Source organism: Streptomyces sp. NRRL B-1347, from assembly GCF_000720325.1.
Lineage (GTDB): Bacteria > Actinomycetota > Actinomycetes > Streptomycetales > Streptomycetaceae > Streptomyces.
Genome location: NZ_JOJM01000023.1, coordinates 68,149 through 83,460, shown reverse-complemented (window position 1 = coordinate 83,460; position 15,312 = coordinate 68,149). Strand labels below are relative to the sequence as shown.

12 protein-coding genes are annotated in these 15,312 nt (G+C 73.7%); 4 read left to right on the top strand and 8 right to left on the bottom strand.

All coding sequences use genetic code 11. The features are described 5' to 3' along the window. Positions 1 to 45: 45 nt before the first annotated feature. Both IG74_RS0120840 and lysX read right to left on the bottom strand, forming a co-directional pair. Complete coding sequence (locus IG74_RS0120840) at positions 46 to 891, bottom strand: polysaccharide deacetylase family protein (RefSeq protein ID WP_030679250.1); 846 nt, start codon at positions 889 to 891, stop codon at positions 46 to 48. Positions 892 to 1,118: 227 nt separating this feature from the next. Beyond that, positions 1,119 to 4,409: a bifunctional lysylphosphatidylglycerol synthetase/lysine--tRNA ligase LysX gene (lysX, locus tag IG74_RS0120835; protein ID WP_030679247.1), complete on the bottom strand. Its 3,291-nt coding sequence runs from the start codon at positions 4,407 to 4,409 to the stop codon at positions 1,119 to 1,121. A 110-nt stretch (positions 4,410 to 4,519) separates the two neighbouring features. Between lysX and IG74_RS0120830 the strand changes: the two genes are divergently transcribed. Together IG74_RS0120830 and IG74_RS0120825 are read left to right on the top strand one after the other, a co-directional pair. Continuing rightward, complete coding sequence (locus IG74_RS0120830; RefSeq protein WP_030679245.1) at positions 4,520 to 4,993, top strand: universal stress protein; 474 nt, start codon at positions 4,520 to 4,522, stop codon at positions 4,991 to 4,993. Positions 4,994 to 5,126: 133 nt separating this feature from the next. Beyond that, positions 5,127 to 6,578: an amino acid permease gene (locus IG74_RS0120825; RefSeq protein ID WP_030679242.1), complete on the top strand. Its 1,452-nt coding sequence runs from the start codon at positions 5,127 to 5,129 to the stop codon at positions 6,576 to 6,578. A 6-nt stretch (positions 6,579 to 6,584) separates the two neighbouring features. Here the strand turns inward: IG74_RS0120825 and IG74_RS0120820 are convergent, their stop codons facing one another. Continuing rightward, complete coding sequence (locus IG74_RS0120820; protein ID WP_030679240.1) at positions 6,585 to 6,812, bottom strand: hypothetical protein; 228 nt, start codon at positions 6,810 to 6,812, stop codon at positions 6,585 to 6,587. Between the two features lie 187 nt (positions 6,813 to 6,999). Beyond that, positions 7,000 to 8,220 (bottom strand): CapA family protein, encoded by a 1,221-nt coding sequence (locus IG74_RS0120815; RefSeq protein ID WP_030679237.1) that lies wholly within the window; start codon positions 8,218 to 8,220, stop codon positions 7,000 to 7,002. Positions 8,221 to 8,531: 311 nt separating this feature from the next. On the opposite strand from IG74_RS0120815, the gene IG74_RS0120810 reads away from it, so the two are divergent. Continuing rightward, positions 8,532 to 9,047, top strand: coding sequence for a hypothetical protein (locus IG74_RS0120810; protein ID WP_030679233.1), 516 nt, complete (start codon positions 8,532 to 8,534; stop codon positions 9,045 to 9,047). 160 nt (positions 9,048 to 9,207) lie between these two features. Further along, a complete protein-coding gene (locus tag IG74_RS0120805) occupies positions 9,208 to 9,831 on the top strand; it encodes a zf-HC2 domain-containing protein (RefSeq protein WP_030679230.1) in 624 nt (207 codons plus the stop codon). Positions 9,832 to 9,889: 58 nt separating this feature from the next. Here IG74_RS0120805 and IG74_RS0120800 read toward each other — a convergent pair whose 3' ends face one another. The 4 genes from IG74_RS0120800 to IG74_RS46025 form a co-directional block, all read right to left on the bottom strand. Continuing rightward, on the bottom strand, positions 9,890 to 10,750 hold the full coding sequence (locus IG74_RS0120800) for an Fpg/Nei family DNA glycosylase (RefSeq protein WP_030679225.1): 861 nt from the start codon (positions 10,748 to 10,750) through the stop codon (positions 9,890 to 9,892). Positions 10,751 to 10,825: 75 nt separating this feature from the next. Beyond that, positions 10,826 to 11,719 carry an RNA polymerase sigma-70 factor gene (locus IG74_RS0120795; protein WP_030679223.1) on the bottom strand — a complete coding sequence of 298 codons (894 nt, stop codon included), beginning with the start codon at positions 11,717 to 11,719 and terminating at the stop codon, positions 10,826 to 10,828. A gap of 112 nt (positions 11,720 to 11,831) precedes the next feature. Continuing rightward, the gene (locus IG74_RS0120790; RefSeq protein ID WP_030679222.1) at positions 11,832 to 13,940 is read right to left on the bottom strand and encodes a SpoIIE family protein phosphatase; all 2,109 of its coding nucleotides are present in this window, start codon (positions 13,938 to 13,940) and stop codon (positions 11,832 to 11,834) included. 85 nt (positions 13,941 to 14,025) lie between these two features. Next, positions 14,026 to 15,231 (bottom strand): DUF6777 domain-containing protein, encoded by a 1,206-nt coding sequence (locus tag IG74_RS46025; RefSeq protein ID WP_051855081.1) that lies wholly within the window; start codon positions 15,229 to 15,231, stop codon positions 14,026 to 14,028. Positions 15,232 to 15,312: the final 81 nt, after the last annotated feature.

Sequence of the window (15,312 nt, the reverse complement as noted above, 5' to 3'; positions counted from 1 at the left end):
CGGCCCGCGCGTCCTCGCCCCCGTGTCCGCGTGGGGGCGAGGTGCTCACACGCGATAGCGGCTCGGCACCGTGAGGTGGAACCCGGCGTCCAGGAGCTCGGGCAGATAGGCGTCCAGGGCGTGCACGCTCTGGGTGCGGTCGCCGCCCGCGTCGTGGGACAGGACGACGACGCCGGGGCCCGCGCCGTTCAGGACGCGCCGGACGATGGTGCCGGTGCCGGGGGTGCGCCAGTCGAGGGTGTCGACGGTCCAGGCGAGCGGCTCCATGCCGAGCTCGGCGCCGAGCTCGAAGGCCGCGCGGTTCCAGGCGCCGTACGGGGCGCGGAACCACAGCGGCGGGGTGCCCACGGTGCGCTCCACCACCTCGCAGGTGCGCTCCATCTGCTCGTGGATCGCGGACCTGGTCAGGGCGGGCAGCAGCGGGTGGCTCCAGGTGTGGTTGCCGATCACGTGGCCGTCGTCGGCCATCTGCCGCAGCAGGTCCGGCCGGTCCGCCGCCATCTCGCCGCACACGAAGAACATCGCGCGGGCGTCGTACCGGCGCAGGGTGCGCAGGATGGCCGGGGTGTAGCGCGGGTCGGGCCCGTCGTCGAAGGTCAGCACCATGGCGCGGGCGCGGCCCGGCAGGCGCAGGATGGGCGCGCGGCGCACGGCGGGGCGGGCGGGTGCGGCGCGCTGCGGCCCGTGTCCGGTCATGGGCCGCAGCCGGTACGCGGAGGGCTTGCGGGCGCGGAGGGCCTGCGGGCCCGCGGCGGGGGCGCCGGAAGCGGCCGTCCGCCCCGGGGTGCTCGCGCGCTCGGCCCCGGCGCAGCCGGTGGCCGCGGCGAGGCCGACGACGGCGGCGCCGCGAAGCAGCGCGCGACGCCCCGGAGGCATCTGATCGTCTTTCATGACTAATGCCTCGCATGGCCGAAGGCCCGGCGGTCTCAGCAACACTGCGGGGGCGCGCGAAAGCACCCGATGGGACCAGCGCGGGCTCAAGGAGACACGAGGCGGCCAGGACAGCGCCCCGAAGGGGCGCGAGGCTGAGTCAATGTGCGGCTCCGCCGCGTGGGCGCGACCAGCCGCAGCGGACCGGCACACGAGCGACGGCCCGGCGCGGCAGTGCCAGCGCAGCGTCACCGGCGGCGGACCAGCGGGAACGGCAGCGTCTCGCGGATGGTCAGGCCGGTGAGGAACATGACGAGCCGGTCGACGCCGATGCCGAGGCCGCCGGTCGGCGGCATCGCGTACTCCAGGGCGTCGAGGAAGTCCTCGTCCAGCTCCATGGCCTCCGGGTCTCCCCCGGCGGCGAGCAGCGACTGCGCGGTGAGGCGGCGGCGCTGCTCGACGGGGTCGGTCAACTCCGAGTATGCGGTGCCCAGTTCGGTGCCGAAGGCGACGAGGTCCCAGCGCTCGGCGAGGCGCGGGTCGGCGCGGTGCTGGCGGGTCAGCGGGGAGACGTCGGTGGGGAAGTCCTTGTAGAAGGTGGGCAGCTGGGTCCGCTCCTCGACGAGCCGCTCGTACATCTCCAGGACCACGTCGCCGCGCCCGTCGTCGGCGGTGTACGGCACGTGGACGCGGTCGCACAGGCGGTGCAGGCGCGCCAGCGGGGTGTCGGCGTCGAGCTCCTCGCCGAGGGCCTCGGACAGTGCGCCGTACACGGTCTTGACGGGCCAGGGCCCGGAGATGTCGTACTCCCTGCCGTCCTTGCGGGCGACGGGCGTGCCGAAGGCGGCGGTGGCGGCGCCCTGGATGAGCTCGCGGGTCAGGTCGAGCATCACGTCGTAGTCGGCGAAGGCCTGGTAGGCCTCCAGCATCGTGAACTCGGGGTTGTGCTTGTACGAGACGCCTTCGTTGCGGAAGGTGCGGCCCATCTCGAAGACCTTCTCCAGGCCGCCGACGCACAGCCGTTTGAGGTACAGCTCGGGGGCGATGCGCAGATACAGGTCGAGGTCGTAGGCGTTGATGTGGGTGGTGAAGGGCCGGGCGTTGGCGCCGCCGTGGATCTGCTGGAGCATCGGGGTCTCGACCTCCAGGTAGCCGCGGTCGAGCAGGCCCTGGCGGAGCGCCTGGACGGCGGTGGAGCGGGCCCGCACGACGTCGCGGGCGGCGGGGCTCGCGACCAGGTCGAGGTAGCGGCGGCGCACCTTGGCCTCGGGGTCGGCGAGGCCGCGGCGCTTGTCGGGAAGCGGGCGCAGGCACTTGCCGGTGAGCTGCCAGGAGGTGACGAAGACGGTCAGCTCGCCGCGGTCGCTGCGGCCGACCTCGCCGGTGGCGGTGACGTGGTCGCCGATGTCGGTGCGGGCGGTGAAGGCGGCCAGGACGTCGGGTCCCGAGCGGTCCCGGGTGAGGGCGAGCTGGAGGTCGCCCGACCAGTCGCGCAGGACGGCGAAGACGACGCCGCCGAAGTCGCGCACCAGCATGACGCGGCCCGCGACCGTGACCCGCTCCCCCGCCAGGTCCTGGCCGATCGCGGCCAGTTCGTGGGTGCGCGGCGGGATGCCCACCGGGTAGGGGTCGACGCCTTCGGCGCGCAGCCGCTCCAGGGCGCGGTGGCGGATGCGGATCTGCTCGGGCAGCGCCTCGACGGGGTCGAGCGCGGCGTCGGCGCGGCCGCCGAGGCCGAGCGCGGCGATGGACGGCAGGCCCTCGGTGGTGGCGGGCTTGGTGACGCCCCGGGTCCGGTGCCCCTTGCCCCAGAGCTTGCGCAGCGAGGGCACGGAGACGAAGCCCTCGGCGATGCCGGAGGCCAGGCCGATGCGGGCGAGCGAGCCGGTGTCGCCGTAGCAGAGGAACCGCGGGTACCACTCGGGGTGGTACTTGGCGTTGGAGCGGTAGAGGGCCTCCAGCTGCCACCACTTGGAGAAGAAGAGCAGCAGCTTGCGCCACAGGCGCAGGACGGGGCCCGCGCCGATGCGGGCGCCCTCCTCGAAGACGGAGCGGAACACCGCGAAGTTCAGTGAGATCCGCCGCACGCCGAGCTTGGGCGCCACGGCGCACACCTCGGCGACCATGAACTCCATGACGCCGTTGGGCGCGCTGCGGTCACGGCGCATCACGTCGAGCGAGATGCCGTCCCTGCCCCAGGGCACGAAGGACAGCAGGGCGAGCAGCCTGCCGTCGCTGTCGAGGGCCTCGGCCAGCAGGCAGTCGCCGTCCTCGGGGTCGCCGAGCCGGTCGAGCGCCATGGAGAAGCCGCGCTCGGTCTCGGTGTCCCGCCAGGCGTCCGCCTTGTCGATGATCGCCTCCATCTCCTCGTCGGTGAGCGTGGCGTGGCGGCGGACGCGGGCGGTGGCGCCGGTGCGCCGGACCCGGTTCACGGCCTGGCGCGTGACGCGCATGTCGCGGCCGTCGAGGTCGAAGTCCGGCACGTGCAGGATGGCCTCGTCGCCGAGCTGGAGGGCGCCGAGCCCGGCGCGGGCGAAGGCCGTCGCGCCGTCCTCGGACGCGCCCATCACGGCGGGCGCCCAGGCGTAGCGCCGGGCCACGTCGAGCCAGGCGCCGATGGCGTGCGGCCAGGCCTCGCGGTCGCCGACGGGGTCGCCGCTGGCCAGGCAGACGCCCGCCTCGACGCGGTAGGTCACGGCGGCCTTGCCGCTGGGCGAGAAGACGACGGCCTTGTCGCGCCGGGTGGCGAAGTAGCCGAGCGAGTCCTGGTCGCCGTAGGCGCCGAGCAGGGCCCGGATGCGGGGCTCCTCGTCGCCGTGCAGGGCGGCTTCCATGCGCTGGGAGCGGAACAGGGTGGCGGCGGCGTTCAGCAGCGCGAGGGCGCCGAACAGGCCGAGGAAGAAGTACAGCGGGCGCGGCGGTGAGCCGTCGAAGTAGTCGTGGCCCTGGAGGAGGCCGCCGCAGACCCGGTTCGCCGCCCACAGCAGCCGCTCGCCGCGCGGCAGGGTGCCGGGGAAGAGCTCGACGAGGCCCCAGCCGAGGAGGACCGCGATGCCGAGCCCGGCGGCGAGCACGGCGACGGCCCGCCACAGGGCGCCGCGGCGCGAGTCGGCGTAGAACTCGGCGCGCGCCAGGATCAGCACGACCAGGGCGACGCCGCAGACGACGAAGGACGGCAGCGACTCGCCCCAGTAGCCGAGGGCGAAGCCGAGGACGTCGAAGGCGACGAGGAGGCCCAGGTAGATCACCACGAGCCACCAGGCGACCTTCTTGCGGGCCGCGATGGCCGCGGCGAGCAGGAAGAGGAAGACGGCGTAGGCGAGGTTCGGGCTGACCGGCACGGTGAGCTGGTCGAGGAAGCGGATCACGGGCCGCAGCAGCCGCCGCAGCGGCGCGATCACGGCGAGCACGGCGCAGCACAGGCCGAGGGTGCCGAAGAAGGCCGCGAACACCTCAGGCACGCGGTTGAGGCCGCTGACGCGGAGGCCGCCGGGGCGCGTGCCGCCCGCGGCGCCCGGCTCCTGCACGGTGGCACTCATGGTCACGACTGTAAGAACAGCTGGGGCGCGCCGCCCGTCGAGCGGCCGGACCGCCGGGTGCGCCGAGGCCGCCGGGCCGCGGAACGGGGTCCTCCGATAGCCTCGGAAGCGTGACCGAAGAGCCCATTCAGCAGCCGTCCCAGCAGTTCGAACGGGGCACCGACGGCCCCAAGGTGATCGTCGTCGGGGTCGACGGCTCGGATTCCTCGCTGCGCGCCGCTGCATATGCCGGTGGCCTGGCCCGGCGGCAGCGGGCGCTGCTCGCCGTGGTGTACGTCCAGCCGGTGCTCGCGGCGGGCGCCGCGCTCGGGGCGCCGGTCGCGGAGACCACGGACGAGATCGCCGAGAGCCTGATCGCCGAGATCCGGGACGCCACGGAGCGCGTGAAGGGCATATTCGACGTGCGCTGGGAGTTCCACACCTTCCGCGGCGACCCGTACAACGGCCTGGTCACGGCCGCCGACGAGCTCAAGGCCGACGCCGTCGTGGTGGGCGCGTCCGAGCAGGCGGGCCACCGGATCGTCGGCTCGGTCGCGGTGCGTCTGGTGAAGGCCGGGCGCTGGCCGGTCACCGTGGTGCCGTAGGGCCGACCGGGGGAACCTCGCCCGCGCGAAGGGGGCGCGCCGACGCGTGGCGCGTGGTGCCTTCCGTGCCGGGTGCGCCTGAGCCAGGATGATCCGCCAGCAGCCGACCGCCGCCAGCGAAGAGGTGAGGCTCATGGCCGGACTACGGATGGGGCAGGGCGTCCTGCGGCGCAAGCCCATCGAGCACATCGAAGCCACCGAGGCGGGCGGCGCGGGCACGCAGCTCACTCGCACCCTCGGTCTGTGGCAGCTCACGGCGATCGGCGTGGGCGGCATCATCGGCGCCGGGATCTTCACGCTCGCCGGCACCGTCGCGAACGAGAAGGCCGGGCCCGCGGTCCTCATCTCGTTCCTCATCGCGGGCGTCGCCAGCGCCGCCGCGGCGTTCTCCTACGCGGAGTTCGCGGGCCTGATCCCCAAGGCGGGCTCGGCCTACACCTACGGCTACGCGGTGCTCGGCGAGATCACCGGCTGGTTCATCGGCTGGGACCTGCTCCTCGAGTACACCGCGATCGTGGCGGTGGTCGCGATCGGCATCTCGGGGTACTTCAACTTCCTGCTGAACGAGATGGGCGCGGACCTGCCCAACTGGATGCTGGGCGCACCCGGCACCGGCGACGGCCACAAGGTCGACCTGTTCGCCGCGGTCCTGTGTCTGTTCATCGCGTACATGCTCACCCTCGGGATCAAGAACGCGGCGCGCTTCGAGATGGTCGTCGTGGTCCTGAAGGTGTTCGTCGTCCTCCTCGTCATCGGCATCGGCTTCTTCCACGTGGAGACCGGCAACTACTCGCCGTTCTTCCCGTTCGGCGTCAGCGGCGCCTTCACGGGCGCGGCCACGGTGTTCTTCGCGGTCTTCGGGTACGACGCGATGAGCACGGCCGCCGAGGAGTCCAAGGACGCGCAGCGCCACATGCCGAAGGCCATCCTGTACTCGCTGGCCATCTCGATGGTCCTGTACGTCCTCGCCTGCCTGGTCCTGACGGGCATGCAGGACTACAAGGACATCGACCCGGAGAGCGGCTTCTCCTCGGCGTTCAAGGCGGTGGGGCTCAGCGGGCTCGCGGACGTGATCGCGGTGGGCGCGATCATCGGCATCCTCACGGTGATGTTCACGTTCATGCTGGGCTGCACGCGCGTGTGGTTCTCGATGAGCCGCGACGGGCTGCTTCCGAAGTGGTTCGCCAAGACGCACCCGACGCGGCACGTGCCGACGCGCGTGACGTGGATCGTCGGGTTCGCCTCGGCCGCGATCGCCGGATTCCTGCCGATCGGCGAGGCGGCGGAGTTGACCAACATCGGCATCCTGCTGGCCTTCGTCGTGGTGTGCGTCGCGGTGATCGTGCTCCGCTACAAGCAGCCCGACCTGCCGCGCACGTTCCGCTGCCCGGGGATGCCGGTGGTGCCCGCGATCGGGGTGGTCTTCTCGATCTGGCTCATCACGTTCCTGGAGTGGCAGACCTGGGTCCGCTTCGCGGTGTGGTTCGCGGTGGGCCTGGTGGTGTACTTCGCGTACTCGTACCGCAAGTCGGAGCTCGCCCGGAGCGAGCGGGGCGAGCCCCGGGACACGGGACCGGTGGCGTGAGCCCCCTCAGGGGGTGAGGAGGTCCACGACGGCGCCCGTGAGCCCGCCGACGACGGCGCTCACGGAGTCCACCACCCACTGCCCGAGGTCGGTCGGGACGACGAGCACGACGAAGAGCAGCACGACGCCCGCCATCAGCAGGTCGCCCGGCCGCCCTCCGGTCAGCGCGTGGCCGCGCACGCGCAGCACGATGATGACGGCCAGCAGGAACGCCACGTTGATCGACATGCTCACCCGGCAGGCCTCCCGTCAGGCGTGGCACCGGCGCGGCGCCGGACGTACCCCACCCTTCCTGCATAGCCATCACCGGGCGCCGAGGTGGTGGCTTTACCCGTGATTGACGGTGAAAAGCCACCCCGAGGCTGGAATCGTCGGACGCGTGGGCGAGGGCCGACGCCCCGCCGGCCTCAGGGGGCGGCCCTCACTTCCCCATCACCAGACCGTCCTTCGCGGCGCCGCGGCTCAGCACGACGCGGCGGATGCGGTCGCGCACGTCCCGTACGTCGGCGCCCCGGTCCAGGGCGGCGTTGAGGTTGACGACGCGTCCGGCCCCGGTGTCGAACCAGTGGGGGACGAACTCGGCCTTCGTCACCTCCCAGCGGCCGCCGGGCGCGCCGGGCGGGGCGAAGGTGAAGCGGCCGACGGTGCCCTGGTTGCCGCGCGGGTCGTGGGCGCCCGCGTGGTTGATCATGTCGCCCGCGATCTGGTCGCCCATGCCGTAGACGACCCAGGTGCCGTTGACCTTCTCGTACGCCTGCGGGACGTGGGCGTGGGTGCCGAGGATCAGGTCGACGTCGGGGCGGCCCGCCGTGCGCGAGGCCGTCAACTGGCGGCTCAGGCGCAGCTGTTGGCCATCGGGCGCGTCCTGCCACTCGGAGCCCCAGTGCAGCGAGACGACGACCACGTCGGCGCCCGCCGTCCGGGCGGCGCGCGCGTCGGCGACGATGCGCGCGCGGTCGATGAGGTTCACCGACCAGGGCCTGCCCTGGGGCAGCGGGATGTCGTTCGTGCCGTACGTGTACGCCAGTTGGGCGACCTTCGCGCCGCCCGCGCGCAGCCAGGCGGGCGAGCGGCCCTCGGTGGCGGTGCGGCCCGACCCGGCGTGCTTGATCCCGGCCTTGTCGAGCGCCGCGAGGGTGCGGTGGATGCCGGGGGTCCCGGCGTCGAGGGTGTGGTTGGAGGCGGTGGAGCAGGAGTCGTAGCCGGTCGCCTTGAGGCCGGTGGCCACCTGTGGCGGGGACTTGAAGGTGGGGTAGCCGGTGTAGTCGCCGTTCGCTCCGTACACCGTCTCCATGTGACAGATCGCCAGGTCCGCCGGGGCGACGACGGGGCGGGCGCCCGCGAGCATCGGCGCGAAGTCGTAGCCGTCGCCGCCCGCGTCCGCACGGGCCCTGCGGATGATCGAGGAGTGCGGCAGGACGTCGCCGGAGGCGACGAGCGTGAAGGGGCGGGCCGCGCCGGTGCTGCCGCCCGCCGCGGACAGGGCGGGCGCGGGCTGCCGGGAGGCCCGTCGCTCGTCGTGATCCGGTGCGGCGGGGGCGCCGCAGGCCGTGGTGGCGGCGGCCACGGCGGCCGCGAGGAGGGCCAGGGCCCGGCGGGAGGGCCGCGGGTGCGGGGCGGCGGCCCGGGTGCGCTGTGTCATCGGCCTGTCTTCCATGAGGGTGGTACATATGATGGGAAATCAGATAAACAGATACAGAAGGGAAGACAGATAGCAGTCAAGGACCAATGCCGCCCGTATCACTGAAACGGACCTCAACACAGCGTGATCTGAGCGGAAAAACACAGAGCCGCCGACCTGCGACGAAACCGCACGGATGGTCAAGGCTCGGCAAAGTGCCTTGCTCAGCACCCCCGTTGGGTAATCGTCTTGCCTCATCCGTGTTCCGGGTTGGGGGGCCAGAAGCCGGTGACGCACACACGGAGCCTGGAAAGCTAGGAAGGCGGAGCGTGATGCTGCACGAGAGCACGGGCGGCACCGGAGGCCCCAGCGGAGACGAGCTGACGGTGCCGATGGCGTGGCTGTACGCCGAGTACATCGCGGACGAACTGCTGCGCACGGGTGACCTGATGCCACCGACGTCGTTCGAGTACCGGGCGGGGCGCGACGCGCTCGCGCTCACGATCTTCCTGTCGGACACGCGCGGTGAGCTGTCCGGCATCCGCGTGGTCTCGCAACTGGAGACGTGGCTGTCCCTGACGGCCCACGACAAGGAGTGGCAGGACTGGGTGCGCGAGCGCATGGACGGGCGCACGGCGGACGCGATGGCCGCGCGCGGCCCCGCGCCCGACCTGGTGCTCGCCGAGGCCGCGTGGCGCTGGCTGGAGGAGACCGAGCTGCTCGCCCCGGACCTGGACGCGGTGCCCGGCGGCGGCCCCGGGCCCGGCGAGGACGACGTGCCGAAGGTGTGGACCCCGGCGTGGCAGCTGGGCCTGCCGCTCGGCCATTTGGCGATCCAGCTGTTCTGACCGCCGCGCGGCGCGGCGCCGGCGGGGCCCTTCACGGCCGCCACCGGTGCCGCGCCGCGCGCGGTCGGCGCCGGGGGTGGCGCCCCGCCCGTTGAGTGATTCGGTGGCCGTTCCCGTACGGAAGGGCAGGCACGGAGCACCCCCACCGACAAGGAACGCCATGAGGTCCCTGGAGCGGCACCGCGACGCCGGAGCCTACGCGCTCGGCGTCCTCGACCGGGCGGACGCGTTCCGCTTCGAGGACCACCTCATGGACTGCCCGCACTGCCGGGCGATCGTCGACGAACTCGCCCTGCCCGCGCGGATGTTGCGCGCCCACGGCCGCACCCTGCCGCCCGCCCCCGGCCCGCTGCTGCTCGACCGCCTCCTCGGCGAGGCCGCGCGCTCGCGGCGCGTCCGGCGCAAGCGGTGGCTCGGCGCCGCGGCGGCCGCTCTCGCACTCGCCGTCGCCGCCCCCGCCGCGGCCGTGCTCACCTCGGAAGGGCCCGCTCCGCTGCGCGCCGCCGCGACCGACGAGCGCGGCGAGCTGGCCGCCGTGCTCACCGCACGCGCGTACGCCTGGGGCACCGCGGTCGACCTCCGGGTGCGGGACACGGCGGGGCGGCGCGTCTGCGAGCTCGTCGCCGTCGGGGTCGACGGCGGCGAGGAGACCGTGACGACCTGGCGGGGCCACGGACGGGCGCTCACCACGCACGGCGGCACGGGGCTCGGCCCGGACCGCATCGCACGCTTCGAGGTACGGGCCGCGGGCGGTGCCAGGCTGCTCACCCTGCGCCCCCACTGACGTGGGGCAACCCCGGCACAGGGGACCGGGGTTGCCTCTCCCCCGGGGCCGCTCCGGGCTACTTCAGGAGCCGCGACATGCGGCGGTCGGCCAGGGGCTTGCCGCCCGTCTGGCACGTCGGGCAGTACTGGAGGGACGAGTCCGCGAAGGACACCTCGCGGATGGTGTCGCCGCAGACCGGGCACGGCTCGCCGGTGCGGCCGTGGACGCGCAGGCCCGACTTCTTCTCCGCCTTCAGACCGGCGGCGGCCAGGCCGTGGGCGCGGGCCAGGGCCTCGCCGAGGGTGGCGCGCAGGGCGGCGTACAGACGGCTCGTCTCCTCGGCGGTGAGACGGTCGGCGCGCTTGAAGGGGGACATGCGGGCCGCGTGCAGGATCTCGTCGCTGTAGGCGTTGCCGATGCCCGCGATCAGGCTCTGGTCGCGCAGCGCGCCCTTGAGCTGCCGCGGTTCGGCGGCGAGGAGCTCCGCCAGGCGGTCCGCGCCGAAGTCGGCTGCCAGCGGGTCGGGGCCGAGCCGGGCGATGCCGGGGAGCGCGGCGGGCGCGTCCGTCACGTACACCGCGAGGCGCTTCTGCGTGCCCGCCTCCGTCAGGTCGAAGCCCGCGCCGGTCGCCAGGGCCACGCGCAGCGCCAGCGGGCCCTTGCCGGGCCGGGGCACGCCGCTGGGCAGCGGGTCCTGCCAGCGCAGCCAGCCCGCCCGCGCCAGATGCGTGACCAGGCACAGGCCGTCCGCGTCGACGGACAGGAACTTGCCGTAGCGGGCCACACCGGTGACGGTCCGGCCTTCGAGCGCCGTCACCGGCGGGTCGTACGTCTTCAGGACGCTCACCGCGACGGGCAGCACGCGGACGATCTCGTGCCCGGTCAGCTCTGCGTCGAGGAACTCCCGCAGGGCCTCGACCTCCGGCAGTTCCGGCATCGCTCACCTCTCGTCACGCCGTGCGCCCCTGCCAGCATCTTCACGCCCCTGAGCGCGCGCTGCATCCGCGCCCGGTCACCCGGCGCCGGTCCGCTCTCCCCTGTCGAGGACGCGCACCGTTTCGGCGCGGTGCAGCTTGTCGGGGTTGCGCACGCCGTACAGGCCGGTGATCCGGCCGTCGTGGATCTCGAAGGCGAGGAGCCAGTCGAGCGCGCCGTCGACGACGAACCGGGCCGCGGGCATGCCGTTGTACGTGGCGTGCTCGAAGCTGGTCGTGTCGGTGCCCGCGCGGGCCACGCCGAGGGCGAACCGGGCGACGTCCTCGCGGCCGGTGATCGGGCGACGGGCGGCGGAGACCTTGCCGCCGCCGTCGGAGAGCACCACGACGTCGGGCGCGAGCACGTCCATCAGCGGCTGGACCGCGCCCCCGGCCGTCGCGTGCAGGAAGCGCCGGACGACGTCCCGGGTCGCGGCGGAACCGGGCTCGAAGCGGCGCCGCCGCGCGTGCACGTGGCGGCGGGCGCGGTGGGCGATCTGCCGCACGGTGACCTCGGTCTTGCCGATCGACGCGGCGATCTCGCCGTGCGGGTAGCCGAACACGTCGTGCAGCACGAACACCGCGCGCTCGGTGGGGTTCAGGGTCTCCAGGACCAGCATCATGGCCATCGACACCGACTCGGCCAGGATCGCGTCGTCGCTCACCTCGGGCGCGGTGCGAATCGGCTCGGGCAACCACGGGCCGACGTAGTCCTCGCGCCGCGCCCGCACCGAGCGCAGGTGGTTGAGGGCCTGCCGGGTCACCACGCGGACCAGGTAGGCGCGCGGGTGCTCGACGTCCGCCGGGTCGACCGCGCGCCAGCGCAGATAGCTCTCCTGGAGCACGTCCTCGGCGTCGTCGGCGCTGCCCAGCATCTCGTAGGCGATGGTGAACAGCAGCGGGCGGTGTGCGGTGAAGGCGTCCTCGGCCATGCGGCTCCCCTCCTGACCGGCCGTGCGGCGCGGCTCCTTTGCTGACCACCCATCGAGACACGCCGCAGCGGGAAACCGTGACAGGCAGGCGCTGTGATCTCCTTCACGCCCGTCAGGCCGTGCCCCGCGCCGGGACGAGGAACTCGCACCACACGCACTTGCCGCTCCCCCGCGAGTCCACGCCCCACACGTCCGCGAGCCGGTCCACGAGCAGCAGGCCGCGCCCCGAGACGCCGTCGTCGGACGCCTCGCGCAGCCGCGGCAGCGCGCTGGAGGAGTCCTCGACGTCGACGCGCAGCCGCCGGTCGGCGCCGGTGACGACGCGCAGGGTGACGATGGCGGGCCCGTCGGTGTGCATGAGGGCGTTGGTGATCAGCTCGTCGGCGGCGAGCTCGATCTCGTCGGCCCGGCCGCGCGCGCCCCAGGCGCGGACGGCCGCGCGGATCATGTGCCGGGCCTCCGCGAGCCCTTCGGGGTCACCGGGCGCGACGTGCTGCTGGAGCCGTCCGCCGGAGCGCGGCGCGTCCACCGCGACGCGGCGCAGCAGGAGCAGCGCCGCGTCGTCGTCGCCCCGGCCGTCGTCGACGCGGCCGCACAGCAGGTCGGCGAGGTGCTCCAGGTCGCGCGGGCCGGTGCTGACCAGTTCGGCGAGCGCGCGGTTGCCGTCGTCGAGGTCGGCCCCCGGCTCCTCGACGAGGCCGTCGGTGTAGAGCAACAGGGTCTGCCCGGGGTCGAGTTCGAGGGTCGTGACGGGGTAGTCGAGCCGCCCGAACTCGGCGGAGAGGCCGAGCGGCAGGCCGCCGTCGACGGGGACCCGGCGGCAGGTGCCGTCGGTGAGCTGGCGCAGCGGGTCGATGTGCCCGGCGCGCACCAGCTGGACCACGCCGGTGGACAGGTCGGCCTCGGCGTACAGACAGGTGGCGAAGCGGTCGGTGTCCAGCTCGTGCAGGAAGCCGGAGGCGCGGGCCACCACGGTGGCGGGGGTGTGGCCCTCGGCGGCGTACGCGCGCAGCACGATGCGCAGCTGGCCCATGACGGCGGCGGCGTGCGTGTCGTGGCCCTGTACGTCGCCGATGACGGCGCCCACGCGGCCGCCGGGCAGCGGGATGACGTCGTACCAGTCGCCGCCGACGTCGCGGCCGAGCGCCGCGCTGCGGTAGCGCACGGCGATGTCGGCGCCGGGCACGCCGGGGATGGTGCGCGGCAGCATGGCCTGCTGGAGGCCCTGCGCGAGGTCCTTCTCCTGTTCGTAGAACATGGCGCGCTGGAGGCTCTGCGCGATGCTGCTGCCGAGCGCCACGATGACGTTGCGCTCCTCCTCGGTGAAGCCGGTCCTGTCCTGGTAGAGCAGGCCGAGCGCGCCGATCGGCCGGGCCTGTGCGATCAGCGGCAGATAGGCGGCCGCGGTGATGCCCAGGTGCTCGATGTGCGGCCACAGGATCGGGTACGAGGACGCGAAGTCGTCCGGCGACTCGATGAAGCGCGGCGAGAGCGTGCGCACGGTCTCGCTCATCGGGTACGGCTCGTCGACCCGGGTGACGCGGGTGCCGGGCACGTAACTGCCCGAAGGGCCCTCGGCGACGAGGCGGATCCGCCCGGACTCGACGAGGCCCATGACGATGTTCGACGCGCCGAGGTTGGCCAGGCCGTGCTTGTCCTTGAGGACGTCGATGACGTCGGCGACGGTCCGGGCGTGGGCGAGGGCCGCCGTGGTGTTCTGCACGATGCTCGTGCGGCGGCGCCGGTCCGCCTCGGCCTCGACGTGTTCGCGGTGGGCCGTGCTGTCGCTGAGCTCGCGCGTGGCGTCGCGCACGATGCCGACGATGCGCAGCGGGATGCCGGTGGCGTCGCGCAGGATGTGGCCCTGGGTGTGGGTCCAGCGCAGGGTGCCGTCGCGGCGGCGGACGCGGAAGTACGCGCCGTAGTTGAGGCTGCCGTCCTTCATGGCGTGCGAGACCTGGCTGTCCAGGCGGTGGGCCTCGACGGGCAGCACACGCCCGGCGAGGCTCTCGGGCCGGTTGTCGAACTCCTCGGGGCTCACGTCGAACAGGGCGAGCGCTTCCTCGTCCATGAACAGCTGCCGGCTGCCGAGGTCCCAGTCGAAGCTGCCCATGCCCAGTCCGGGACCGTACTTGGCGAGGAAACAGCAGGTGGCGGCGGATGCGGAGCCGCCGCAGCAGCGCCGCATGGCCGCCACGACACCTTCCGTGCCCGCGTCCATGGGCCCACGCTAGGCGCAGCCGGGGACGGCCGCATGTGCACGGCGTCGTCCCTGGTGGGAGCGGTCTTCGGGGGTCATCGCCGGGTCACCCGGGGAAGGAGTCGGGGCCGGTGGGTCCTTCGGGAAGCCCCGGTACGTCGGGCTCCGTCTCGGGGCCGACGCCGGGCCCGGTGTCCTGGCCGGGCGGCGGTGCCGTGTCCGGCTCCAGGGGGTCGGTGGGCGAGGGGCAGCCGGGCGGGAGCGGGAGGGCGTCCTCGGGGGTCGGCAGGCCGGGCGTGGGGCAGTCGGTGGACGTGGTGTCCTCGCCGGGGGTGGTGCCCTCGTCGGTGCCGTCGGGCTCCAGGCTCCCGTCCGAGCCGGCGGGGTCGGGGTCCTGGCTGGTCTCGTCCGGAGTGGTCTCGTCGGGCGTCGTCTCGTCGGGCGAGGTCGGGTCCGTGGAGTCGGTGGGATCGGTGGAATCGGTGGAATCGGTGGGGTCGGTGGAATCGGTGGGGGTCGGGTCCGGGGGCGGTACGGGGCGGTCGTCGCCGCCGTCCTCGTCGCCGGTCTTCCGCTCGATCCAGGTGTTGTTGACGATGTTGATGATCGTGATGTGGGTGATCGGGCGGGGCGCCGGGGTCACGACGATCACCTGGGTGGGCCGGTAGCCGCTCCAGGGGCTGCCGCTGTGGCGCGGGGCCTGCCGGAAGGCGACCGGCGGCTTCAACGGGTTGCCGCAGGCGCAGCGCACCCGGGGCAGGCCGCGGTCGTCGACGAGGACGGCGGTGCCCGCCTGGAGCACGGACTGGTAGCCGGTGGCGTGGCCTTCGCGATAGCCGTGGTTGGTGACGCGGGTGTCGGCGCGCAGCACGACGGGGGTGAGGCCGCGCAGATACGCCGGGATGCCGTTCCGCGCGATGCCCGATGCCTCGGCGAAGGCGTCGGCCTTGGCGGAGTCGGCGGTCAGGAAGCGGATCTGCTGGCCGACGTCGCAGCTGCCGATCCGGTGCGTGCCGCCGTAGAGGCCGGGCGTGCCGCCCGCGAGGGAGCGCAGGCCCTGGTCGGTGGGCGAGGCCGAGCCGGTGGGCGAGGGCTGCGGCGAACGGGTGACGGGCGGGGGGCTCGCGGCGGCCCTGGCGGTGGACGCGGTGAACGGGTCGGGGCCCTGGGCGGCGACGGGCTGGAGGAACAGCTCGCGCCCGCTGTCGGCCGTGTCCTTGGTGGTGTCGTCGCCGTCCCCGGAGCAGCCCGCGGCCGCCAGGGCCGTGGCTATCGCGAAGGTCGTCGCGTAGGTGCGGAGCGTTGCGCGCACGGGTGTCTCCCGCCGGTCGCCGGGCAGATTGCCCCCTATTGTCTGAACCACCACCGAACGACCCGCAAGCGGAACGGGGCC

Coding starts and splice junctions, on each gene's coding strand:
- IG74_RS0120790 (WP_030679222.1), bottom strand. CDS start 13,940: ATGGACGCGGGCACGGAAGGTGTCGTGGCGGCCATGCGGCGCTGCTGC.
- IG74_RS0120810 (WP_030679233.1), top strand. CDS start 8,532: ATGCTGCACGAGAGCACGGGCGGCACCGGAGGCCCCAGCGGAGACGAG.
- IG74_RS0120825 (WP_030679242.1), top strand. CDS start 5,127: ATGGCCGGACTACGGATGGGGCAGGGCGTCCTGCGGCGCAAGCCCATC.
- IG74_RS0120840 (WP_030679250.1), bottom strand. CDS start 891: ATGAAAGACGATCAGATGCCTCCGGGGCGTCGCGCGCTGCTTCGCGGC.
- IG74_RS0120805 (WP_030679230.1), top strand. CDS start 9,208: ATGAGGTCCCTGGAGCGGCACCGCGACGCCGGAGCCTACGCGCTCGGC.
- IG74_RS0120815 (WP_030679237.1), bottom strand. CDS start 8,220: ATGACACAGCGCACCCGGGCCGCCGCCCCGCACCCGCGGCCCTCCCGC.
- IG74_RS0120800 (WP_030679225.1), bottom strand. CDS start 10,750: ATGCCGGAACTGCCGGAGGTCGAGGCCCTGCGGGAGTTCCTCGACGCA.
- lysX (WP_030679247.1), bottom strand. CDS start 4,409: ATGAGTGCCACCGTGCAGGAGCCGGGCGCCGCGGGCGGCACGCGCCCC.
- IG74_RS0120795 (WP_030679223.1), bottom strand. CDS start 11,719: ATGGCCGAGGACGCCTTCACCGCACACCGCCCGCTGCTGTTCACCATC.